Origin of the sequence: Nocardioides pymetrozini (assembly GCF_046058985.1) — a bacterium.
GTDB lineage: Bacteria > Actinomycetota > Actinomycetes > Propionibacteriales > Nocardioidaceae > Nocardioides.
This window is the reverse complement of record NZ_CP175556.1, coordinates 1,549,381-1,572,450: the sequence shown is the minus strand read 5'-3', so window position 1 is coordinate 1,572,450 and position 23,070 is coordinate 1,549,381. Positions and strand designations below refer to the sequence as shown.

The following is a 23,070-nucleotide window of genomic DNA, read 5'->3' as shown; positions in this document are numbered from 1 at the left end:
TTGCGCAACACCCTGCCGCAAAGGGTGCCCACAGGTCGGTATTTGCTTCGGCGGGGGACTAGCCTTGACGCTCGACAGCCATCCGCTATCGGCGGCGGGTGCGCCCAGCTCATCGGAAGAGGCGAAGCACGTCGTGACGCAGTCGTCAGACCAGTCCACCGGATCTCCCGTTCCTGCGGACTTCGGGGCCAACGAGTGGCTCGTGGAGGAGATGAAGGAACGGTTCGAGGCCGACCCGAACAGCGTCGACCCAGCCTGGGCGACGTACTTCAAGAAGGGCAACGGTACGACGGCCTCCGCCGCCCGCGCGGCGGCGCCCGCCGCCCCGGCCGCCACCCGCGCGGCCGCGCCCGCCGCCCCGGCCGCCACCACGCCCGCCGCGGCGTCCGCGCCGACCCCGAAGGCCACCCCCGCTCCGCAGGTGAGCCCCGCCTCCTCCACCACCCCCACGCCGCCGAAGGCCGACTCCCCCGCCCCGACGCCGAAGGACGCCCCGCGCCCCGCGCCGGTGACGGCGCGCGACGAGCCCACCCTGACCGTGCTGCGCGGCATCCCGGCCGCGACCGCGAAGAACATGGACATCTCGCTGTCGGTGCCGACCGCGACGTCGGTGCGCAACATCCCGGTCAAGCTGCTGTGGGACAACCGCATCGTCATCAACAGCCACCTCAAGCGCGCCCGCGGCGGCAAGGTGTCCTTCACCCACATCATCGGCTACGCGATCGTCAAGGCGATCAAGGCACAGCCCGCGATGAACAACACCTACGACGAGATCGACGGCAAGCCGACCATGGTCACGCCGGCCCACATCAACCTGGGCCTGGCGATCGACCAGCAGAAGAAGGACGGCACCCGCCAGCTCGTCGCGCCGAGCATCAAGGCCTGCGAGTCGATGGACTTCGCGCAGTTCTGGACGGCGTACGAGGAGATCGTGCGCAAGGCCAAGGACAACAAGCTGACCATGGAGGACTACTCCGGTACGACGGTCAGCCTCACCAACGTCGGCGGACTCGGCACCAACAACTCGGTGCCGCGCCTGATGCAGGGCCAGGCCGCGATCATCGGCGTCGGCTCCATGGACTACCCGCCGGAGTTCCAGGGCGCGTCCGAGGAGACGATCGCGCGCAACGCGATCTCGCGGATCATGACGATGACCTCGACCTACGACCACCGGGTCATCCAGGGCGCCCAGTCCGGCGAGTTCCTCGGACAGGTGCACCGCTACCTGCTGGGCGAGGACGGCTTCTACGACGAGATCTTCCGGGCGCTGCGGATCCCCTACGAGCCGATCCGCTGGAACGCCGACATCGCGACCTCGCACGACGACGAGATCGACAAGCAGGCCCGGATCCTCGAGCTGATCCACGCCTACCGCGTGCGTGGCCACCTGATGGCCGACACCGACCCGCTGGAGTACAAGCAGCGCAGCCACCCGGACCTGCGCATCGAGTCCCACGGCCTCACCCTGTGGGACCTCGACCGCGAGTTCCCGACCGGCTCCTTCGGCGGGCGCGACCGGCGCTTCATGAAGCTGCGCCACATCCTCGGCATCCTGCGCGACTCGTACTGCCGCACCATCGGCATCGAGTACATGCACATCATGGACCCCGAGCAGCGCCAGTGGATCCAGGAGCGGGTCGAGCAGCCGCACAGCAAGACGCCCCGCGAGGAGCAGCTGCGCATCCTGCTCAAGCTCAACCAGGCCGAGGCCTTCGAGACCTTCCTGCAGACCAAGTTCGTCGGGCAGAAGCGGTTCTCGCTCGAGGGCGGCGAGACGACCGTGCCGGTCATCGACGAGATCGCCGAGGCCGCAGCGCAGGCGGGCCTCGACGAGGTGTGCATCGGCATGGCCCACCGCGGCCGCCTCAACGTGCTGGCCAACATCGTCGGCAAGTCCTACAACCAGATCTTCCGCGAGTTCGAGGGCAACATCGACCCGCGCACGGTCCAGGGCTCGGGCGACGTGAAGTACCACCTCGGCGCGGAGGGCGCCTTCGTCGCCGGCACCGGCGAGACCATCAAGGTCTCCGTCGCGGCCAACCCGTCCCACCTCGAGACGGTCGACCCCGTGCTGGAGGGCATCGCCCGCGCGAAGCAGGACGTGCTCGACCGCGGCACCGAGTTCCCCGTCCTGCCGCTGCTCATCCACGGTGACGCCGCGTTCGCTGGCCAGGGCGTCGTGGCGGAGACGCTCAACCTCTCGCAGCTGCGCGGCTACCGCACCGGCGGCACGATCCACGTGGTCATCAACAACCAGGTCGGCTTCACCACCTCGCCCGGCTCGTCGCGCTCGACGCTCTACTGCACCGACGTGGCCCGGATGGTCCAGGCGCCCATCTTCCACGTCAACGGCGACGACCCGGAGGCGTGCATCCGCGTCGCGCGGCTCGCGTTCGAGTACCGCCAGGCGTTCAACAGCGACGTCGTGATCGACCTGGTCTGCTACCGCCGCCGCGGTCACAACGAAGGCGACGACCCGTCGTACACCCAGCCCCTCATGTACGACCTCATCGAGCAGAAGCGCTCGGTCCGCAAGCTCTACACCGAGTCCCTCATCGGCCGGGGCGACATCACGATCGAGGAGGCCGAGCAGGTCCTGCGCGACTACCAGCAGCAGCTGGAGCGGGTCTTCACCGAGGTCCGTGAGGCCAGCGCCGCGCCGTCGGAGTGGACCACCGTGCCGGACTACCCGGACAAGCCCGCGGGCGAGACCCAGACCGCGGTCACGCCCGAGGTCCTCAAGCGGATCGCCGACGCCTACGTCAGCCCGCCCGACGGCTTCACGGTCCACCCGAAGGTGATGCCGCAGCTGCAGCGCCGTGCCGCGGCGATCGCCGACGGCCCGATCGACTGGGGCACCGGCGAGATCCTCGCCTTCGGCTCGCTGCTCATGGAGGGCCGCCCGGTCCGCCTCGCGGGCCAGGACTCGCGGCGCGGCACCTTCGTGCAGCGCTTCGCGACGATCATCGACCGGGTCAACGCCGACGAGTGGACCCCGCTGGCGAACCTCACCGAGGACCAGGCGAAGTTCTTCGTCTACGACAGCCTGCTCTCCGAGTACGCCGCCCTCGGGTTCGAGTACGGCTACTCGGTGGCCCGCCCGGACGCGCTGGTCCTGTGGGAGGCGCAGTTCGGCGACTTCGTCAACGGAGCGCAGTCGGTCATCGACGAGTACATCTCGGCCGGCAAGACCAAGTGGGGCCAGGACTCCGGCGTCGTGCTGCTGCTGCCGCACGGCTACGAGGGCCAGGGCGCCGACCACTCCTCGGCGCGCATCGAGCGCTTCCTGACCCTGTGCGCCGACGAGGCCATGGTGGTGGCGCAGCCGTCGACGCCCGCGTCGTACTTCCACCTGCTGCGCCGGCACTCCCTCGGCGGTGAGCACAAGCCGCTCATCGTGTTCACGCCGAAGTCGATGCTCAAGCGCAAGGAGGCGGCCTCCGTGCCGGCCGACTTCACCTCGGGCGAGTTCCGTCCGGTCATCGGCGACGCCACGGCGGACCCCGCCAAGGTGAGGACGGTGCTGATGGTGTCGGGCCGGCTCACGTGGGACCTGATGGTCGAGCGGCAGAAGTCCGAGCGCGACGACGTGGCGATCATCCGGGTCGAGCAGCTCTACCCCTGGCCGACCGAGCAGCTGAAGGCCGAGCTCGACAGGTACCCCGACGCCACCGTCAAGTGGGTCCAGGACGAGCCCTTCAACCAGGGCCCGTGGCCGTCGTTCTACCTGAACGTCGTCCCGCAGCTCGGCCGGGCGATCCAGCCCGTCACCCGCGCGGCGTCCTCGACGACGGCGGTCGGCACGGCCAAGCGTCACCAGGAGGAGGCCAAGGTCCTCATCGGGGAAGCGTTCGGCGACTGATGTACTTCACCGACCGAGGGATCGAGGAGCTCGAGCAGCGCCGAGGCGACGAGGAGGTCACGTTGGCCTGGCTCGGCGAGCGACTGCAGGAGTTCGTCGACATCCACCCCGAGTTCGAGGTCGCCGTCGAGCGCTTCGCGACCTGGTTGGCCCGTCTCGACGACCCCGAGGACTGACGCCGACCCGGCGCGAGCTGGCGCCGGAACGACGCCGACCCGGCAGAACTTCTCTGCCGGGTCGGCGCCATTTCTCGGCCAGTTCCGGCCGGGTCGGCGACTCAGGCGGGGACGGGATCGGCGGGCGCCTCGGGCACCGACTCCGACAGCCCGACCCGGCGGTGCAGCGCGCGCAGCGGGCCGGGCGCCCACCAGGAGCGCTCCCCCAGCAGCCGGATGCTCGCCGGCAGCAGGATCCCGCGGACCAGGGTGGCGTCGATGAGGATGGCCAGCCCCGTCCCCAGCCCGAAGAACTGGATGAAGCTCACCGAGCTCACCAGGAAGGCGAAGAAGCTGATCGCGATCAGCGCGGCCGCCGTACTGACGATCCGCCCCGTGTGGGCCAGGCCGTGCACCATCGCCTCGTCATTGCCCATCCCGCGGTCCCGCATCTCCTTGATCCGGCCCATCACGAAGACCTCGTAGTCCATCGACAGCCCGAAGGCGACGCAGAACAGCAGCACCATCATCGCGCTGTCCATCGGCTGCGGCGTGAACCCGAGCAGCTCGGACAGGTGGCCCTCCTGGAAGACCCAGACCATGGCGCCGAGGGTCGCTCCGAGGCCCACCGCGTTGAGCACCAGGGCGCGCAACGGCTGCACGACGCTGCCGGTGAAGAGGAACAGGATCACCATCGTCGTCAGGACCAGCCAGCCGGCGACGAGCGGCAGCCGCGCGCCGATGCCGGACATCTGGTCGAGCAGCTCCGCACTCGCCCCGCCGACCAGCGCCTCGGCGCCCTCGGGCGCCGGGACCGCCCGGACGTCCTCGACCAGCGCGCGGGCGCGCGCGGACATCGGGTCGAGGTCGGTCACGACCGAGACCAGGGAGGCGTCCTCGCCCGCCCGCGTCTCCACCCGGACCACGCCCGGCAGCTCGGCGAGCTCCGCCGCCCAGGTCGCGAGAGCGGGCTCGTCGACCGCCGACGTCGTGACCGCCTGGATCGGATGGGTGCCGTCACCTGCGAACGCCGTCCGCAGCACGTCGCCCGCCTGCCGGCTCGACGCGCTGGCCGGGAGCACGCGGTCGTCCGGCGTACCCAGCTCGATGCCGGCCAGCGGCACGGCCATCACCAGCAGGCCGGCGAGTACGGGCAGGGCGCTCAGCAGCGGTCGGCGGGCCACGAAGCGGGCCAGCCGGGCCCACGCCGGGGCCTCCTCGCCGCGGATCCCCCGCACCCCCGGGACTCGCCAGGCGTCGACCCGGTCGCCGAGCAGGCTGAGCCCGGCCGGGAGGACCACGACCGCGGCGAAGGCCGTGATGAGCATGACCCCGATGCCGGCATAGGCGAACGAGCGCAGGAAGTACATCGGGAACACCAGCAGGGCCGCGAGGGCGACCGCGACGGTGGTCGCGCTGAAGGCGATGGTCCGGCCGGCCGTCTCGACCGCCCGTCGTACGGCGTCCTGGTGGCTGCGCCCCGTGGCCCGCTCCTCGCGCACCCGGGCGACCATCAGCAGGCCGTAGTCCACCGCGAGCCCCAGGCCGAGGCCGGTCGTCAGGTTGACGGCGTAGATCGAGACGTCGGTCGCCGAGCCGAGGATCGAGAGCTCCGCGAAGGTGCCCAGGATCGCGGCCAGGCCGACCCCCAGAGTGACCAGGGCGCCGACCACATTGCCGAACGCGAGCACCAGCAGGACGAGGATGAGCGGAATCGCGATGCTCTCGGCGAGACCGAGGTCGCTGCCGATCTGGGCGCCGATCTCCTCCCCCACCACCTCACCGCCGCCCACGTGGACGGTGAGGGCATGGCCAGGGCCGGCGCTCCCGGCGTACTCGTCGAGGACCGCGGCGGGGTCGGCCTCCTCGCCGGGCGCGACGGACGCGGTCACCAGGGCGTAGCGGCCGTCGGTCGAGCGCAGCGGAGCCGCGCGGCCGTCGAAGTAGGAGGTCACCTCGGCCAGGTCGTGGTCCTCGCGCAGCCGATCGCTCAGCGCCGCCCCCGCCGCCGCCGATGCGGCCGAGTCCACGTCGCCGTCAGCGGCCTCGACGACGAGGACGTAGTCCGCCCCGCCCACGAAGCGCTCCTCGAGCAGCGCCGCGGCACGGCTGCTCTCCGAGTCCGGGTCGTCGAACCCTGCCGCCTGCAGCTTGCCGAAGGCACCCACCCCGACGACCGCCGCGAGCACGACCCCCGTCAGACCGAGGACGAGCACCGCCCGGGCCCGCCTCGTCACCAGTCCACCGATCCAGCTGAACATCGCGCTCCTCCAATGTGTGCGCACGTAAACTTTGCAGGCGTTAACTTGGCACGGATGTGCACGGGTGTCAACATGTTCGTCGTGAGCACCTCCTCCCGCACCGGCAAGCGCGGCTACCACCACGGCGACCTGCGCAACGCGCTGGCGCGCGCCGCCGCACAGCTGGCCGCGACCGGCGGCCCCGACGCCGTCACCATCCGCGGCGCCGCGCGCGAGGTCGGGGTGACGCCGACGGCGGCGTACCGACACTTCGAGAACCAGGCCGACCTGCTCGAGGCGGCGCGCGCGCTGGCGATGGACGGCATGGTGGCGGCGATGGCAGGCTTCCTCGACCAGGTGCCCCCGGTGGGCGACCCCGTCGAGCGCGCGCTGGCCCGGCTCGGCTCCACCGGCCGGGGCTACATCCGGTTCGCCCTCGAGGAGCCCGGCGTCTTCCGGACCTGCTTCACCGGCGGGCTGCGCGACGCCGACCAGCCCGGGATGGGCGAGCCGGCGCCCTATCTCCTGCTCGGCGAGATGCTCGACGAGCTGGTGGCGGTGGGCTACCTGGCCGCGGAGGACCGTCCCGGGGCGGAGGCGGGGCCATGGGCCGCGGTGCACGGCCTGGCGATGCTCCTCATCGACGGCCCTCTGGCCGGCCTCGGCGAGACCGAGCGCGAGCACGCCATCGACCGCACGATCGACCTCGTCAGCCGCGGGCTGGCGACCGGCCCGCGGGGCCGTCGTACCGGCTAGTGTCGCCCGCGTGAGCGAGGAGCTGATCGACTACGCGACCTGGGGCGAGCGCTTCTTCGCGACCGCCGTCACCGCGGAGCGGGTGCTGGCCGGCGTCAACGTGCTCGCCGGCCGCCCCATCGACGTCGGACCGATCGGCGTCGGGCCGGGCCGGATCGCGAAGGTCACCGCGAGGGGAACCATCGGCACCGCCACGGGCGAGCGCGTCGGCGCGGAGCCGGTCGGCTTCCACGTCGCCCTCCCCGTCACGCTGAGGTTCACCATCGACCTCGGCATGGACAAGCAGCACTTCGACGCCGACATCACCGTGCCGCTCGTCATCATCGCCCGGGCGCGCCGCGACCTCGCGGTCGTGCTCGACGTCACCGCGCCGGAGGCGGGGCAGGTCGCCGTACGGCTGAAGGCGCAGGGGCTGCGCGCCTCGCTGACCAGCAGGGCGGCGAACGTGGAGGGCGAGCTGCGCCGGTTCGTCGCGAAGTACGTCGCCAAGGAGCTCTCGAAGCCCTACGTCCGCGAGGCCACGGTCATCGACGTCGCCGCCGCGATCGAGCGGGCCGCGGCGGGCCTGGGTCCGCGCGAGGCGAGCCCGATGGCCGACGAGCTGACCGACGACCTGCCGACGGCCATGGAGGCCGAGCTCCAGCACACCGCCCAGCTCTTCTTGGAGGACGAATGACCGCCTATCCGCCGGCTCCCTGGCACATGCACGGATCGCTGTGGCTCTCGGTGTTCCGTCTCGGCCGGGCCGTCGACGCGCACCACCCCGCGGGCACGTACGGCGTCGCACTGGTCTCCTACGAGGAGCCGAGCCCGCTCACCTATCACGAGCTGCTGCTCGCGCGAACCGTCAAGGACAGCACCGGCAAGGGGGCGGTGACCATCACCGACATCTGGGTGAACTCCGCCGACTCGCAGGCCGGTGGGCGCACGCTGTGGGCGATCCCCAAGGAGCTGTGCGACTTCGACATGGAGAGCGGCTTCCGCGGCCCGCTCACGTCGACGGACTGGAGCGCCACCGTCGAGCGCCGTCCCATCGTCGAGGCCCATTTCACCGACGTCTCCCGCGCCGCCGTACGGATGCCCTTCACCGGACGGGTCGAGCAGCCCGGCATCCCCGAGCACCCGGAGACCGCGAACGTCGTGATGAAGGGCACCGCGAAAGCCCTCCCCTGTCGCGGTCGCTGGGCCTTCGCAGCCGACGGCCCGCTCGGCTTCATGCGCGAGGCCCGCCAGCTCGGCTCCTTCCGCATGGCCTCCTTCCGCCTCACCTTCGACTGACCCCAGGGCCGTTGAGTCGTCACTTCTGACCCCTCGAGTCGTCGCTTCCTGACCGTCGAGTCGTCACTTCCGTCCGGCCGGAGGAGGGACGGTCAGGTCGACGGGTCGGCAGTGACGACTCGAGGGGTCACTAGTCACGACTCGAGAGGTCACTAGTGACGACTCGAGGGGTCAGAAGTGACGACTCAACGGGGGCTTACTCGGCGTCCAGGTCCCGCTCGACGAGGGCGGCGATGACGGCGACGTCGGCCTGGTCCTCGCCGGACACCTCCACCTGCTCGCCGTTGGCGGCGCCGAGGGTCATGATCAGCAGCGCCGAGCTGGCGTCGACCGCCTCGTCGCCGGGGAGGCCGATGAGCACCTCCGAGTCGAGGTCGGCGGCGGCGTCGGCGATGATCTGGGCGGGTCGGGCGTGCAGGCCGACGGCGGAGCCGACGACGACGGTGACGGTGTGCATGGGTGCTTCCTCTCAGGCGGTGACGGACGGGGTGGTGACGGAGCGGGCGGGGGCCGGCCGCCCGACGGACTTGAGCGCGACCACGGCCGCGGTGGCGACGACCGTGCCGGCGGCCAGGGCGATGAAGAAGCCGACCACGCCGTCGACCGCGAACAGCACGAAGATGCCGCCGTGGGGAGCGCGCAGGCCGACGTCGAGCGCCTCGGCGAGGCCGCCGGTGACGGCGCTGCCGAGCACGATCGACGGGATCACCCGCAGCGGGTCGGCCGCCGCGAACGGGATGGCGCCCTCGGAGATGAACGACGCACCGAGCAGCCACGCCGCCTTGCCGTTCTCGCGCTCGGCCGGGCTGAACAGCGCCGGTCGTACGACGGTCGCCAGCGCCATCGCGAGCGGCGGCACCATCCCGGCGAGCATCACGGCCGCCATGATCTTCAGCTCCGGGGCGTCGCTGGCGAGGCTGGCGCCGCCGATGCCGACGACGGCGAAGCTGTAGGCGACCTTGTTGAGCGGGCCACCCATGTCGAAGGCCATCATCATCCCGAGGATGACGCCGAGGATGACGGCGTTGGACCCGTCCAGGCTGTTGAGCCCGTCGTTGAGCCGCTCCATGAGCCAGGTGATCGGCCGCCCGAGCAGCAGCAGCATCGCCAGGCCCGCGATCACACTGGTCACCAGGGGGATCACGAGCACCGGCATCAGGCCACGGGCCCAGGTCGGCACCGCCCAGCGCGAGACCCACAGCGCCACGACGCCCGCGAGCACGCCGCCGACGATCGCCCCGATGAAGCCGGTCTGCGGCGCGCCGACCGGCGCGTCGCCGGCACTGGCGAACCCGGCGAGGTTGGTCGCGAGCGCGCCCATGATGAAGCCCGGTGCCAGCCCCGGCCGGTCGGCGATCGCATAGGCGATGTAGCCAGCGAGGGCCGGCACGAACAGCGCGAACGCCGCCTTGCCGATGACGAACAGCAGCACGCCGAGGTAGAGCAGGACCCCCGAGTCGAAGGGCACGTGCTCGAGCCCGTACGCCGCCGGCGAGGGCGGGTCGAGCAGGCTGTGCTGGACGAGGACGTCGCCCGCGACGTTGGCGCTGTCGTAGCCGCCGAGCAAGAACCCGAGCGCGATGAGGAGGCCGCCGGCCGCGACGAACGGGATCATGTAGGACACGCCCGTCATCAGCACCCGGCGTGCCCGGCCGCCCCACGACTCCCCTGGCGCACCGGCTCCGCCGGAGGACTCCCCGGCGCTCGCCGTACCCTCGACCCGGGCGGCGGCGGGATCCGCGGCCGCGCGCAGTGCCTCCGCGATGACGGCGTCGCCGTCGTCGATCGGGCGCTTCACGCCGCTGGCCACGACCGGCTTGCCCGCGAAGCGCTGCTTGTCGCGCACGCCGACGTCGGTCGCGAAGACCACCGCGTCCGCCGCGGCGATCGTGGCCGGGGGCAGGGGCGTCGAGCCGGCCGAGCCCTGGGTCTCGACCGCGATCTCGACTCCGGCGCGCCGCGCGGCCGCCTCGAGGGCCTCGGCCGCCATGTAGGTGTGGGCGATCCCGGTCGGGCAGGACGTCACGGCGACCAGCCGCCTTACGGCGCCGGGGGACGACGTCGCGGACTCCGCGGGCGACTCCGTCGCCGCCGACCTGGCCGGCGTGGCGACGACTCCCTCGACCAGCGCGACCACCTCCTCGGACGACGACGCCGAGCGCAGCGCGCCGGTGAACTCGGGCTTCACCAGGGCGCGGGCCAGCTTCGCGAGGATCTGCAGGTGGGCGTTGCCCCCGCCGTCGGGGGCCGCGATGAGGAACACCAGGTCGGCCGGACCGTCCTTCGCGCCGAAGTCCACCGCCGTCGCGAGTCGGGCGAAGGCGAGGGTCGGCTCGGTGACGGCGCCGGACCGGCAGTGCGGGATGGCGATCCCGTCCTTCATCCCGGTCGGAGCCTTGGCCTCCCGGGCGCGCAGGTCGGCACGGAGCCGCTCGACGTCCGTCGCCCTCCCGGCGTCGGCGACCCGGGCGGCGAGGGCGTCGATGACGTCGTCCTTGTCGCCGCCGAGGTCCGCGTCGAGGGCCACGAGACCCGCGGTCATCAGCTCTGCCATGTCGGTGCTCCTTCGGGAGTGGGGGTGCTCGAGGGGTGGTCGAGCCGCAGGACCCGGACCTCGTGGGGCCGGACGTCGTCGGGGGTGGGCACGGTCGTCCCGGGGAGTCCGGCAGCCGCGCTGCCATGGGCGACGGCCGAGGCCAGCCGCTCGGGCGCGGTCGCGCCGCGCAGGTCGGCGGCGAGATAGCCGAACAGGCTGCTGTCCCCCGCGCCGACGGTGCTCACGACCCGCACCGGGCCCGGGAGGGCGTGCCAGGCGCCCTCGCCGTCGACGAGGACGGCGCCGGCCGCGCCGAGGGTCGCCAGCACGGCGCCGGCTCCGCGGTCCACGAGCACGCGGGCGGCCGCCGCGACGCGCTCCGGGTCGTCCTCGAGCGCGGCCACCGGCAGGCCGACCACGGAGGCGAGCTCCTCGGCATTGGGCTTGAGGAGCGCCGGTCCGGTGTCGGGCGTCAGTGCGGCGACCACCGCGGCGAGGGCGCCGTCGCTGGTGTCCACCGCGACGCGGCGTCCGCGCCGCCGCAGCTGTGCGGCCAGGTCGGCGTACCAGCCGTCGGGCGCGCCGGGCGGCAGCGACCCGGCGAGCACGAACCAGTCCCCCGCCAGGTCGAGCACCCGGGCCGCGAGCCCGGCGAGGTCGGTCGCTGCGACCTCCGCGCCGGCGGCGTTGAGCTTGGTGGTGGTGCCGTCGGGCTCGGTGAGGGTGAGGTTCACCCGCATCGCGCCGGCGGGAGGTACGGCGGCGTAGGGCACCCCCCGCGCCTCGAGCTCGCGCAGGAACGCCCCCTCCTCGGCGGGGAGGACGGCGCAGGTGGGCACGCGCGCGGCGACGCACGCCCGCGAGATGTTGATGCCCTTCCCGCCGGGCTCGTCGACGGCGTCGGCGACCCGGAGCACGCCGCCGCGCACGAGCGGCCCGGCGAGGGCCACCGTGCGGTCGATGCTCGGGTTCGGGGTGACCGTGACGATCACGCGGTCACCACCTCGACCCCCGCCTTCTCCAGGGCGCCCCGCGCTCCCGGCTCGATGCCCGCATCCGTGACGAGGGCGGCGACCTCGTCCAGCTCGGCGAAGCGGACCGCGGTCTCGACGCCGACCTTCGAGGAGTCGACGAGGGCGACCACCCTCTCGGCGGCCGCGACGAAGGCGCGCTTCGTGGCGGCCTCCTCGCTGTCGGGAGTGGACAGCCCGTGGTCGGCCGACACCCCGTTCGCGCCCAGGTAGGCGACGTCGACGCGCAGCGCGCCGACCGCAGCCACGGTGACGGCGCCGACCGCCGCTTGCGTCTCGGGCCGCACCCGGCCGGGCAGGAGGTGGAGCTCGACGGCCGGGTTGCCCGCCAGCCGCGCGGCGACCGACACCGCGTGCGTGTAGACCACCAGGCGGTGGTGGGCCGGCAGCGCGTCGGCGAAGCGCGCGGTCGTCGAGCCCGCGTCGAGGAGGATCGACGCACCCGCGGGCGGCAGCTGCGCGAGCGCCGCGCGGGCGATGCCCGCCTTCGCCTCGGTGTTCGCGGTGTCCCGCTCGCCGAGCGCGAGCTCGAGCGTGGTCAGCGCGGTGCCGGGGACGGCGCCCCCGTGGACCCGGCGCACCAGGCCCAGCCCTTCGAGCGCGGTGAGGTCGCGGCGTACGGTCTCCGTCGTGACGTCGAAGCGCTCGGCGATCTGCGCGACCGACAGCCGCCCTTCCGTCGCCACCTGACGCGCGATCGCCTGCTGGCGCTCCTCGGCATACACCCTGTGACCTCCCTCACGATCTTTGTTTGTGTTGTTCTATGCCCGTTTCTGTTGCTTGTCAAGGGGTCGGCGGTCTAGCGTGTGAGCATGGTCACCACGATCCATGGCACTCCCGTCGTCCCCGGACTGGCCTGCGCGCCGGCCCAGGTCGCCGTCAGCGACGTCTCGGAGGAGGCCCTGCGCCGGTACGGCGACGGCGGTCACGCCGACGACGCGGAAGCCCTCGGCGCCTACGACGCCGCGGTCGAGGCCGTCGCCGAGGGCTTCCGCACGAAGGCGGCGGCAGCCGACGGCGCGACCGCGGGCGTCCTCACCGCCAGTGCGGGCCTGGCGGCCGACCGCGGACTGCGCGCCGCCGTCCGCAAGAACCTGCGCGCCGGCCAGCCGCTGCTGACCGCGGTGGACCACGCGGTCGAGCAGTTCGCCACCGTGTTCGCGGGGATGGGCGGGCTGATGGCCGAGCGCGTCACCGACCTGCGCGACATCCGCACCCGCATCGTCGCACGCCTGGTCGGCGAGCCCGAGCCCGGCGTGACGCTGCCCGCGACGCCGGTCGTGCTCGTGGCGGCCGACCTCGCTCCGGCCGACACCGCCGGCCTCGACCCGCGCGTCGTCGTCGCACTCGTGACCGAGCGCGGCGGACCGACCAGCCACACCGCGATCATCGCGCGCCAGCTCGCGATCCCCTGCGTGGTCGGTGCCCCGGGCGTCGTCGACGCCGCCGCCGGCCACACGCTGCTCGTCGACGGGGCGGCCGGGACGGTCGAGCTCGACCCCGACCCGGCCTCCGCTGCGTCCCGGGTCCGCGCCGACGCCGAGGAGCGCGCCGCACTCGCCGCCTGGTCCGGACCGGGCCGCACGGCCGACGGTCATCCCGTCTCGCTGCTGGCCAATGTCGCGGACCCCGCCTCCGCCGTCGCCGCGGCGGCCGGGCCGGTCCAGGGGGTCGGGCTCTTCCGCACCGAGCTCGGCTTCCTCGACCGCGCCACCGAGCCGAGTCCCGAGGAGCAGGCACAGGTGTACGCCGACGTGCTGGCGCCGTTCTCCGCGAGCGCCCGCCCGGTCGTCGTGCGCACCCTCGACGCCGGCTCCGACAAGCCGATCGCCTTCGCCACGCACCCCGACGAGGAGAACCCGGCGCTCGGGGTACGCGGCCTGCGGCTGTCGTTCACCGACCACGGGCTGCTCGAGCGCCAGCTCGACGCGGTGGCCGCGGCCGCGGAGCGCACCGGCGTGCCCACCCGGGTGATGGCGCCCATGGTGGCCACCGTCGACGAGGCCAGGGACTTCGCGGCCGCCGTCCGCTCACGCGGCCTGCAGGCGGGGGTGATGGTCGAGGTGCCCAGCGCGGCACTGCTGGCGGACCGGATGCTCGCCGAGGTCGACTTCCTCTCGATCGGCACCAACGACCTGACGCAGTACACGATGGCGGCCGACCGGATGTGCAGCGACCTGGCCCACCTCACCGACCCGTGGCAGCCCGCGGTGCTGCAGCTGGTCGCGCTCACCGCCGCGGCGGGCCAGCGCGCGGCCAAGCCGGTCGGCGTCTGCGGCGAGGCGGCCGCCGACCCGCTGCTGGCGTGCGTGCTCGTCGGCCTCGGCGTCACCTCGCTGTCGATGGCGGTCGCGGCCGTCCGGGCGGTCGGCGCCCGGCTCGGCGGCGTGACCCTGGAGCAGTGCCAGGAGATGGCACGAGCGGCACTCGCCGCGCCGACTCCCGCCGCCGCGCGCGAGGCCGCTCGGGCCGTCGCCTAGGCTCGCCGAGGAGCCTGGTCTCCGACGGTCAGCCGTCCTCGCCGTCCTCGAGCTCGGCCGGCACCTCACCGGACCGCCCGATCTCGGCGTGCTCGGCGAGGGCCCGGCGGGACGCGTCCTTGATCTCGAAGACCTCGGTCGCGAAGCCGCCCACGGCCGCGGCGACGTCCCCGACCGCGCGGGTCAGGATCGTCGCGACCTCGCCGACGGCCTGGGCCGCCGCCTCGGCGCTCGCCTGGAGCGCGTCCTTGGTGATCTCGGCCCTGCTGAGGTGGTCGCGTCCGTCGCCCATGGCGTCAGTGTCCCCCGCGAGCGGTCAGGCTGCCAACGAGTCCTGGGTCACGCCGTCCGGGCCGGGAACGGGAGCGACCTTCGCCGTACCGCCGGGCAGGGAGAAGCGCACGATCTTCTTGAAGACGCTGAACAGCTGCTGGTGCAGGCGGCCGGTGTTGTACGGCAGGCCGTAGCGCTCGCAGATCTCCTGGACCTCGGCGGCGATCTCCGGGTAGCGCCGGGCGGGAAGGTCCGGGAAGAGGTGGTGCTCGATCTGGTGGGACAGGTTGCCGCTCATCAGGTGCATGAGCTTGCTGCCCTTGATGTTGGCCGAGCCGACCATCTGGCGCAGGTACCAGTGTCCGCGGGTCTCGTTCGCGGTCTCCTCCTCCGAGAAGGACGCGACCCCGGCCGGGAAGTGACCGCAGAAGATGATGTTGAAGGCCCACACGTTGCGCACCAGGTTGGCGACCGCGTTGCCCGCGAAGGTCAGCGGGAAGAGCGGGCCGGTCAGCGCCGGGAACAGGAGATAGTCCTTGACCGCCTGGCGCCGGATCTTGCGGAGCAGACCGGGATAGAGCGGCTTGTTGTCGGCCAGCGAGCGCTTGCCGGAGACGATGTTCTCCACCTCGAGGTCGTGCAGGGCCACGCCCCACTCGAAGAACACCATGAGCAGGAACGCGTAGACCGGGTTGCCGAGGTAGTAGGGGTGCCACTTCTGGTCGGGGTCCATGCGCAGGATCCCGTAGCCCACGTCGCGGTCCTTGCCGACGATGTTCGTGAACGTGTGGTGGATGTAGTTGTGGGAGTACTTCCACTGCTCACCGGGGCACACGGTGTCCCAGTCGAACATGCGGGAGTTGAACGCCGGGTCGCCGAGGAAGTCGTACTGCCCGTGCATGACGTTGTGGCCGATCTCCATGTTGTCGAGGATCTTCGACACGGAGAGGCAGGCGACGGCCGGCAGCCAGCCGACGACCGGCAGGTAGAAGAGCGCGCGGCCGGCGATCTCCATGCCGCGCTGGGTCTTGACGACCTTGCGGAGGTACTCCGCGTCGGCCTCGCCGAGGTCGGCGATCACGCGCTGGCGCAGGGCGTCGAGCTCGGCGCCGAGCCGGTCGATCTGCTCGGCCGTGAGGCCGTGGTACTTCTCGTCGGCCACGGGGGCCGCGGTGGTGTCGGTGCTCATGACGGTCTCCTCGGAGATCGGTGCAGGGGTTGCTGCGGAATGTTCAGAGGTCGATGTGGCAGTCGCCGCTCGCGGCGGTGACGCAGATGCGGATCTCCTCGTCCGGCAGGGACGACTCCTCGCCGGTGAGGACGTTGCGGACGGTCCCCGCGGTCTTGGTACGGGTGCACGAGAAGCAGATGCCCATCCGGCAGCCGTACTCGGGCCGCAGACCGAGCTCCTCGGCCTGCTCGAGCAGGCTCGCGCCGGTCGCGGTGGCGGTGACTCCCGAGCGCGTGAAGGACACCTCGCCCTCGACGGCGTCCGCCCCGGCCGCAGCGCGCGCCACGGCGGGCTTGAAGAACTCCATCCGCAGACGCGGGGACAGCTCGCCGGCGGCGTCGGTGTAGGCCGCGGTGACCAGCTCCACCAGGCCGGCGGGGCCGCACAGCCACGTGTCGGTCTCGCGGAAGTCCGGGACCAGGCGGCGCAGCTCGAACTCGCTGAACAGCTGGTCGCCGTAGCGCAGGTGCACGTCGACGCCGTTGTCGGCGGCCGCGATCTGCGCCAGCTCCGTTGCGAAGATCTGGTCCTGGGGACTGCGGGCGAAGTGCAGGAAGGTGACCTTGCGCCCCGCGTGGCCGTCGTACCCGTCACGCAGCAGGGTCCGCACCATCGACATGGCGGGGGTGATCCCGGAGCCGCCGGTGATGAACACCAGCCGGCTGATCGTCGGGGTGGCCGGGCTCTCGACCAGCGTGAACTCGCCCTGGGCCTGGCTCAGGTGCAGCAGCTGGCCGGGCCGCGCCTCGCGGACGAGGTACGACGACACCTGGCCCTCGTCGTGGGCGCGGATGGTGAGGGTGAACTGCTCCCCCGGCCCGGAGGCGGCCGAGGAGATCGAGAACGCCCGGGTGTGCCGCCGGCCGGAGCCGGGCAGGTCGACGCCGACGAGCACGTGCTGGCCGGCGCGGTGACCGCGCCAGGTGGCGGTGGGCTGCAGGGTCAAGGTCGCGACCGGGGCGGAGCCGGCGGCGCCGGACGTCTCCCGGTGCACGGCGACGACCTGCGCACGGACCTCGTGCGCAGCCCACATCGGGTTGAACCGCTCGAGATAGCGGTCGACGCCGTGCGGCGTGGCGAGGGCCGCGGCCAGCCGCGAGCGCAGGAGCCGCCCGGCCAGCCGCCCCGGGACGCCGGGGGCCGGCGGAGAGATGAGCGCGGACATCGCGCCTCCTTCGTTGGCGGAAGTTTCGGTGTACGTCTGTACTCTCAAACTCTGACCGCTGGACGTGGCGATGGTCAACGACCCCACCGCGTGACAGTGCACACATGTACACTCACGTAGGATCCGGGTATGACCGAGACCCGCGTCGAGCGCAAGGAGCGGACCCGCCGCGCCATCCTCGACGCCGCGCTGGACCTGTCCGAGGGCTCCGCGCTGGTCGCCCTCTCGCTGCGCCAGGTCGCCAAGGAGGTCGGCATCGTCCCGACCGCCTTCTACCGGCACTTCCCCTCGATCGAGGATCTCGGCCTGGCGCTCGTCGAGGAGGCGCTCGACACCCTCCGCGTGCTGCTGCGCGAGCTGCGCCGGGCGGCGGGAGAGGACGCCGCGACCATCATCGACGGCTCGGTGGCGGTGCTGGTCGAGCAGGTGCGCAAGGACCACGCGCACTACGGCTTCATCGCCCGCGAGCGGTTCGCCGGGCCGGCGGCGGTGCGCGACGCGATCGCCCGCGGCATCGAGCTGGCCGAGCGCGAGCTGGCGATCGACCTCGCCCACCTGCCCGGCACGGACGCCTGGAGCGCCGCGGACCTGCAGGTGCTCTCCGAGCTGATCGTCGCGGCGATGGTGACCACCGCCGAGCGGCTGCTCGGCACGGCCCCCGGCTCGGCCGCGGAGGAGCGGGTGGCCGCCGCCGCCCGCACGCAGCTGCGGATGATGCTGGTCGGCGCGCGGAACTGGCGCTCGCGGACGCCCTGACCGTCCCCGGCGTCCGGCGTCGCGCTCGTCACGTTCGGTGGACGCCCGTGGCGGTGGGCCGACACCATGTCGCGGTGCCGACCGCAGCCGACCTCCTCAGCACCGCCGCCCGCAACGCCTGGGCGATCTCCCCCCTCGGCGACGGCGTCGAGCAGTACGACGGCCTACCGGCCACCGTGCTCTCCGACGCCCCGCACCGGCGGCTCCTGCGCTACGACCGGACGCGGTCGGCCCGCGCCCGACGGCCGGTCCTGCTCGTGCCTCCGTTGGCGGTGTCGGCGCGCTGCTTCGACCTGCGCCCGGGCCAGAGCCTGGCCGCCCACCTGCTGGCGCAAGGCCGCGCGACGTACCTGGTCGACTACGGGCGGATCACCTTCGCGGACCGCGCGATGGGCTTCGAGGCGTGGATCGACGACATCCTTCCCACCGCCCTCCGCGCCGTGCTCGCCGACCACGCGGCCGGCGGCGACGAGGCGGACGGCGTGGACCTCGTCGGCTGGTCGCTCGGCGGCACCCTGAGCCTGCTCACCGCCGCCGCCCACCCCGACCTCCCGATCGGGTCCCTGACCGCGTTCGGCACGCCGGTCGACTACACCAAGATCCCCGCCATCCAGCCGCTGGTCATGGCGGACCGAATGCTCGGCACCCGCGCCGTCACGGCCCCGACCGCGGCCCTCGGCGGCGTCCCCCGGCACCTGGTGCGCGCCAGCTACCGCGCGATGGCGCCGAAGCGCGAGCTGACCAAGGCGGTGCACCTGGCGAAGAACATCCTCGACACCGAGGCGCTCGCCCGGACCACCGCCGTCGACGCGTTCATCGGCGAGATGCCCGGCTACCCCGGCCGCGCCTACCACCAGATCCACACCCGCCTCATGGTGCGCAACGAGCTCGCGACCGGCACGGTCCACCTGAGCCGCCGGCGGGCGGTCCGGCTCGCCGACGTCCGCACCCCCGTGCTCTTCATCGGCAGCGCGACCGACAACATCGCCGACGGCCCCGCCGTCCGCGCCGGCGCCGACGTCGTACCGGGTGCCCGGTACGCCGCGGCCGACGGGCTGAGCCACCTCGGCCTGGTCGCCGGGCCGCGCGCCCGCGAGCTCAGCTGGCCCCTGCTCGACGCCTTCCTGGACGGGATCCCGGCCCCCGCCGGGGCTGCTCATTGACCGGCTCCGGCGCTTCTTGACCGCTGCAGGGGGCAAGAGGCGCGGGAATCGCCGCTCCAGCGGTGACTCCCGCGCCTCTCGCGCAGCGTGTCAGTGCCCTGCGGCAGCACCCTCCGGAGCCTCGACCTTCGACGGCAGCAGCAGCGCCATCGCGATCACGACGAGGCCGATGGCGGCGCCGGTGAAGAAGGCCCACTGCAGGCCGCCCATGAAGGCGTCGGCCGGAGCACTGCCGGACTCGGCCAGGCTCTCGGTGCGGTTGGTCATGATCACCACGAGGAGCGCGGTACCGATCGCGCCCGCGACCTGCTGCAGGGTGCCGAGCAGCGAGCTGCCGTGCGAGTACAGCTGCGGCGACAGGTCGCCGAGGCCGATCGTGAACACCGGCGTGAACACGGTGGCCAGGCTGGCCATCAGCGCCACGTGCAGGGCGAGGATGACGGCGTACGGGGTGTCGACGCCGATCCTGCTCATCCCGAACAGCAGCGCCACCATGGCCACCGAGCCCGGGATGACGAGCGGCCGGGAGCCGATCCGGTCGTAGATCTTGCCGACCTGGGGGCCGAGCAGGCCCATCGCCAGACCGCCGGGCATGACCAGCAGGCCGGTCTGCAGCTCGCTGAGACCGCGCAGGTTCTGCAGGTAGAGCGGCAGCAGCAGCATCGACCCGAGGAAGGCCATGAAGCCAGCCGACATCAGGACCAGCGACACCGCGAAGTTGCGGTGCTTGAGGGTGCGCAGGTCCATCAGCGGGCGCTCGCCGCGCTGCAGGACCAGCTGGTAGACCGCGAAGGCCGCGATCAGCACGACACCGCCACCGATGAGCAGCGCGGGCTCGGGCCACTCGGCGTTGCCGACCTTGCTCAGGCCGTAGACGAAGGTGCTGAAGCCGCCCGCGGCGAGGAGGACGCTGAGCCAGCTGATCGGGCTGCGGGTGGTCTCGCCGACGTTCTCCAGCTGGCGGAACCCGAAGAAGCCGACCAGCACGGCGATGGGGAGCACGACGACGAAGATCAGCCGCCACGAGCCGAAGTGGAGCAGCACACCGGACACCGCCGGCCCCAGCGCCGGGGCGCAGGACATGGCGAGCGTGACCTGACCCATCACGCGTCCCCGGTCCTCGACCGCCACCACGGTCATCAGCGTGGTCATGAGCAGGGGCATCATCACCGCGGTGCCACCGGCCTGGACGACCCGGCCGACCAGGAGCACGCCGAAGGTCGGGGCGAGGGCGGCGACCAGGGTGCCGGCGCTGAAGGTCAGCATCGCGGTGGCGTACGCCGTCCGCGTGGTGACCCGCTGCAGGAACCAGCCCGTCACGGGGATGACCGCGGCCATGGTGAGCATGAAGACCGTCAGCGACCACTGGGCCGTCGTCTCGCTGATGTGGAAGTCCGCCATCAGCCGCGGCACGGCGTTGACCAGGGTGGTCTCGTTGAGGATGACGACGAAGGTCGCCGCGACCAGCAGCTTGATGACGAGCGGAGTCCGTCCCGGGGTCGCCGGGACGCTCGTGAGCTCCTGCTCGAGGTCGGCGATGTCGCCGGCCTCGGCGGATCCGGAGGGCGCAGTCATGACAGGTCCTATCGGTTGTGTGGCATGGTCCAGCGGTGGCCGACCAGGTGACGCCGGGGCGGTGCGGGCGGGCCGTCGCTTCATCTGAACGACGAACCTGCACCCACCGATTCGACACGGCGAGCCGAGGAAATTCATCGGCCTGCCGCGCCGGGCGCTGACAGGAGTCAATCGTCCCCCACCGGCAGGCATTCCCGCCAATGGTTAAAAAGGCCTCGCCAAGTCCCAGGAGCCACAAGTTTCACCGGCTGGCCGGTGAAACTGTCCAGGTTGGACGACAAAACTCACGCTTGGACGATGAAACTTCTTCGTCCAAGCGTGAGTTTCACCGGCTGGCCGGTGAAACTGTCGCGCGCTCAGCGCGTGAACACGATCTTCCCGAACACATCCCCCTGCGCCATGGCGGCGAAGCCGTCCCGCGCGTCGGTCATCGGGAGCACCCGGTCGATCACGGGGCGCAGGCCGGTGCTGTCGAGCAGGGTGACCAGGCTGGCGAGCTCGCCGCGGGTGCCCATGGTGGAGCCGATGACGCTGAGCTGGAGGAAGAAGATGCGGGTCAGCTCGGCGTCGTCCAGGTTCGGGCCCGAGGTGGTGCCCGAGATGACGATGCGGCCGCCGGGGCGCAGGGCGCGGATGGAGTGCGACCAGGTCGCGCGACCGACGGTCTCCATGACGGCGTCGACCTTGACCGGCAGCCGAGCACCGGACTCGAAGACCTCGTGGGCGCCGAGCTCGAGGGCCCGGGCGCGCTTCTCCTCGTCGCGGCTGGTCGCCAGGACCCGCAGTCCCCCGGCGCGAGCGAGCGCGATGAGCGCGGTGGCGACGCCGCCACCGGCGCCCTGGACGAGGACGGTGTCCCCCGCCTTGAGGTCGCCCTGCGTGAAGAGCATCCGGTACGCCGTGAGCCAGGCCGTCGGAAGGCAGGCCGCCTCCTCGAAGGACATGGACGCGGGCTTGGGCACGACGTTGCGCGTCGGTACGACGACCTTGTCCGCGAAGGTCCCCTGGTGCCGCTCCGAGAGCAGCGAGCGGCGCGGGTCGAGTGTCTCGTCGCCCGTCCAGCCCGGGTCGGAGACGACGGCGTGGACGACGACCTCGTTGCCGTCCTCGTCGTAGCCTGCCGCGTCGCAGCCCAGGATCATGGGCAGCGCCTCCGACTTGAGGCCGACGCCCCGCAGGGACCAGAGGTCGTGGTGGTTGAGCGAGGCCGCCTTGACGGTGACCGTCGTCCACCCGTCGGGGGCGACCGGGTCGGGACGCTCGCCGACCACGAGGCCGGTCAGCGGGTCGTCGGCGGAGCTGGCGAAGGAGTCGGCATAGACGGCGAACACGAGTCCCGACCCTACCGAGCCCGACGGGAGCCCAGGCCCCCCGTTCGGAGGGTGACCTCAGATCCGGGCGACGCCGTCGCGGCGCGCGGCCTCGGCGACCGCCGCGGCGACGGCCGGGCCGACCCGCGGGTCGAACGGCGACGGGATGACCAGGTCCTCGGAAAGGTCGTCGCCGACCAGTGCGGCCAGCGCGTCCGCCGCGGCGACCTTCATGCTCTCCGTGATCGCGCTGGCGTGGACGTCGAAGGCGCCGCGGAAGATGCCCGGGAAGGCGAGCACGTTGTTGATCTGGTTGGGGAAGTCCGAGCGGCCGGTGGCCACGACCCGCGCGTGACGGTGCGCCACCTCGGGGTGCACCTCCGGGTTGGGGTTGGCCATCGCGAAGATGATGGCGTCGTCGGCCATGGTGGCGACGACCTCCTCGGGCACGGTGCCGCCGGATACGCCGATGTAGACGTCGGCCCCGTCGAAGGCCTCGGCCAGGGTGCCGCGCCGGCCGCACTGGTCGGCGGTCAGCTCGGCGAGCGCCTTCTTCGACGGCGTCAGGTCGGTGCGGTCGGAGCTCACGACGCCCTTGCGATCGGTGACCGCGATGTCCTTGATGCCGGCGGCCAGGAGGATCTTGGCGATCGCGACGCCGGCGGCGCCCGCGCCGGAGATGACCACCCGGGTCGACTCGGGCGTGCGACCGGTCAGCTCGAGGGCGTTCACGAGGGCGGCCAGCGTGACCACCGCCGTGCCGTGCTGGTCGTCGTGGAAGACGGGGATGTCCAGGGCCTCCTTGAGGCGGTCCTCGATCTCGAAGCAGCGCGGCGCCGAGATGTCCTCGAGGTTGATGCCGCCGAAGCTCGGCGCGAGGCGCACGACCGTCTCGATGATCTCCTCGACATCGGTGGTGGCCAGGCAGATCGGGACGCCGTCGACGCCGCCGAACTGCTTGAACAGCACGGCCTTGCCCTCCATCACGGGCATCGCGGCCGCCGGACCGATGTCGCCGAGGCCGAGCACCGCGGTGCCGTCGGTCACGATGGCCACCGTGTTGGGCACCCAGGTGTAGTGCCGGGTCAGCGCGGGGTCGGCCGCGATCGCCTCGCACACCTCGGCCACGCCGGGCGTGTAGGCCAGCGAGAGCTGGTCGCGGGTGCTGACGTCGGCCGTGGGTACGGTCGCCATCTTCCCGCCGAGGTGCAGATCGAAGACCGGCTCACCCGCGCGCGGGTGGGGGGAGGGAACGACGT

At 72.5% G+C, this 23,070-nt stretch carries 19 protein-coding genes; 8 read left to right on the top strand and 11 right to left on the bottom strand.

Features of this window, described 5'->3' with window-relative positions; translation table 11 throughout:
* Positions 1-133 precede the first annotated feature (133 nt).
* On the top strand, positions 134-3,862 hold the full coding sequence (locus ACJ5H2_RS07655) for a multifunctional oxoglutarate decarboxylase/oxoglutarate dehydrogenase thiamine pyrophosphate-binding subunit/dihydrolipoyllysine-residue succinyltransferase subunit (protein ID WP_408898975.1): 3,729 nt from the start codon (positions 134-136) through the stop codon (positions 3,860-3,862).
* Entirely contained in the window at positions 3,862-4,038 is a 177-nt protein-coding gene (locus tag ACJ5H2_RS07650) for a DUF6104 family protein (RefSeq protein WP_408898974.1), read from the top strand. The genes ACJ5H2_RS07655 and ACJ5H2_RS07650 overlap by 1 nt, the downstream gene beginning before the upstream one ends.
* A gap of 101 nt (positions 4,039-4,139) precedes the next feature.
* Here the strand turns inward: ACJ5H2_RS07650 and ACJ5H2_RS07645 are convergent, their stop codons facing one another.
* Positions 4,140-6,278 carry an MMPL family transporter gene (locus ACJ5H2_RS07645; RefSeq protein WP_408898973.1) on the bottom strand — a complete coding sequence of 713 codons (2,139 nt, stop codon included), beginning with the start codon at positions 6,276-6,278 and terminating at the stop codon, positions 4,140-4,142.
* Positions 6,279-6,359: 81 nt separating this feature from the next.
* Between ACJ5H2_RS07645 and ACJ5H2_RS07640 the strand changes: the two genes are divergently transcribed.
* Genes ACJ5H2_RS07640 through ACJ5H2_RS07630 form a run of 3 tightly spaced genes read left to right on the top strand, consistent with a single transcriptional unit; the run spans position 6,360 to position 8,291 of the window.
* Positions 6,360-7,013 carry a TetR/AcrR family transcriptional regulator gene (locus tag ACJ5H2_RS07640; RefSeq protein ID WP_408898972.1) on the top strand — a complete coding sequence of 218 codons (654 nt, stop codon included), beginning with the start codon at positions 6,360-6,362 and terminating at the stop codon, positions 7,011-7,013.
* Between the two features lie 10 nt (positions 7,014-7,023).
* Complete coding sequence (locus tag ACJ5H2_RS07635) at positions 7,024-7,689, top strand: hypothetical protein (protein WP_408898971.1); 666 nt, start codon at positions 7,024-7,026, stop codon at positions 7,687-7,689.
* Positions 7,686-8,291, top strand: a complete 606-nt coding sequence (locus tag ACJ5H2_RS07630) for an acetoacetate decarboxylase family protein (RefSeq protein ID WP_408898970.1) — start codon at positions 7,686-7,688, stop codon at positions 8,289-8,291. The genes ACJ5H2_RS07635 and ACJ5H2_RS07630 overlap by 4 nt, the downstream gene beginning before the upstream one ends.
* Before the next feature lie 196 nt (positions 8,292-8,487).
* On the opposite strand, the gene ACJ5H2_RS07625 is transcribed toward ACJ5H2_RS07630, so the two are convergent.
* From ACJ5H2_RS07625 to ACJ5H2_RS07610, 4 genes are read right to left on the bottom strand one after another with little or no spacing between them, the layout of a single operon-like run.
* Positions 8,488-8,748 (bottom strand): HPr family phosphocarrier protein, encoded by a 261-nt coding sequence (locus ACJ5H2_RS07625; RefSeq protein WP_408898969.1) that lies wholly within the window; start codon positions 8,746-8,748, stop codon positions 8,488-8,490.
* Positions 8,749-8,760: 12 nt separating this feature from the next.
* Positions 8,761-10,845, bottom strand: coding sequence for a fructose-specific PTS transporter subunit EIIC (locus ACJ5H2_RS07620; RefSeq protein WP_408898968.1), 2,085 nt, complete (start codon positions 10,843-10,845; stop codon positions 8,761-8,763).
* Complete coding sequence (locus ACJ5H2_RS07615) at positions 10,833-11,819, bottom strand: 1-phosphofructokinase family hexose kinase (RefSeq protein ID WP_408898967.1); 987 nt, start codon at positions 11,817-11,819, stop codon at positions 10,833-10,835. The genes ACJ5H2_RS07620 and ACJ5H2_RS07615 overlap by 13 nt, the downstream gene beginning before the upstream one ends.
* A complete protein-coding gene (locus tag ACJ5H2_RS07610) occupies positions 11,816-12,583 on the bottom strand; it encodes a DeoR/GlpR family DNA-binding transcription regulator (protein WP_408898966.1) in 768 nt (255 codons plus the stop codon). The genes ACJ5H2_RS07615 and ACJ5H2_RS07610 overlap by 4 nt, the downstream gene beginning before the upstream one ends.
* An 87-nt stretch (positions 12,584-12,670) precedes the next feature.
* Here ACJ5H2_RS07610 and ptsP point away from each other — a divergent pair, with 87 nt between their 5' ends.
* A complete protein-coding gene (ptsP, locus tag ACJ5H2_RS07605) occupies positions 12,671-14,338 on the top strand; it encodes a phosphoenolpyruvate--protein phosphotransferase (RefSeq protein WP_408898965.1) in 1,668 nt (555 codons plus the stop codon).
* Positions 14,339-14,366: 28 nt separating this feature from the next.
* On the opposite strand, the gene ACJ5H2_RS07600 is transcribed toward ptsP, so the two are convergent.
* The 3 genes from ACJ5H2_RS07600 to ACJ5H2_RS07590 are packed head-to-tail and all read right to left on the bottom strand — an operon-like array spanning position 14,367 to position 17,007.
* Positions 14,367-14,630, bottom strand: a complete 264-nt coding sequence (locus tag ACJ5H2_RS07600; RefSeq protein WP_408898964.1) for a hypothetical protein — start codon at positions 14,628-14,630, stop codon at positions 14,367-14,369.
* A gap of 24 nt (positions 14,631-14,654) precedes the next feature.
* Positions 14,655-15,800: a fatty acid desaturase family protein gene (locus tag ACJ5H2_RS07595; RefSeq protein WP_408898963.1), complete on the bottom strand. Its 1,146-nt coding sequence runs from the start codon at positions 15,798-15,800 to the stop codon at positions 14,655-14,657.
* A gap of 43 nt (positions 15,801-15,843) precedes the next feature.
* The gene (locus ACJ5H2_RS07590; RefSeq protein WP_408898962.1) at positions 15,844-17,007 is read right to left on the bottom strand and encodes a ferredoxin reductase; all 1,164 of its coding nucleotides are present in this window, start codon (positions 17,005-17,007) and stop codon (positions 15,844-15,846) included.
* Positions 17,008-17,136: 129 nt separating this feature from the next.
* Here ACJ5H2_RS07590 and ACJ5H2_RS07585 point away from each other — a divergent pair, with 129 nt between their 5' ends.
* Together ACJ5H2_RS07585 and ACJ5H2_RS07580 are read left to right on the top strand one after the other, a co-directional pair.
* Positions 17,137-17,763, top strand: a complete 627-nt coding sequence (locus tag ACJ5H2_RS07585; RefSeq protein WP_408898961.1) for a TetR family transcriptional regulator — start codon at positions 17,137-17,139, stop codon at positions 17,761-17,763.
* A 74-nt stretch (positions 17,764-17,837) separates the two neighbouring features.
* Positions 17,838-18,926: an alpha/beta hydrolase gene (locus tag ACJ5H2_RS07580; RefSeq protein ID WP_408898960.1), complete on the top strand. Its 1,089-nt coding sequence runs from the start codon at positions 17,838-17,840 to the stop codon at positions 18,924-18,926.
* Positions 18,927-19,016: 90 nt separating this feature from the next.
* On the opposite strand, the gene ACJ5H2_RS07575 is transcribed toward ACJ5H2_RS07580, so the two are convergent.
* The 3 genes from ACJ5H2_RS07575 to ACJ5H2_RS07565 all read right to left on the bottom strand — a co-directional run bounded on the left by ACJ5H2_RS07575 (position 19,017) and on the right by ACJ5H2_RS07565 (position 23,005).
* Complete coding sequence (locus ACJ5H2_RS07575; protein ID WP_408898959.1) at positions 19,017-20,501, bottom strand: DHA2 family efflux MFS transporter permease subunit; 1,485 nt, start codon at positions 20,499-20,501, stop codon at positions 19,017-19,019.
* Between the two features lie 356 nt (positions 20,502-20,857).
* Positions 20,858-21,832 carry a zinc-binding dehydrogenase gene (locus tag ACJ5H2_RS07570; RefSeq protein WP_408898958.1) on the bottom strand — a complete coding sequence of 325 codons (975 nt, stop codon included), beginning with the start codon at positions 21,830-21,832 and terminating at the stop codon, positions 20,858-20,860.
* A 57-nt stretch (positions 21,833-21,889) separates the two neighbouring features.
* Positions 21,890-23,005, bottom strand: a complete 1,116-nt coding sequence (locus ACJ5H2_RS07565; protein WP_408899599.1) for an NADP-dependent malic enzyme — start codon at positions 23,003-23,005, stop codon at positions 21,890-21,892.
* Positions 23,006-23,070: the final 65 nt, after the last annotated feature.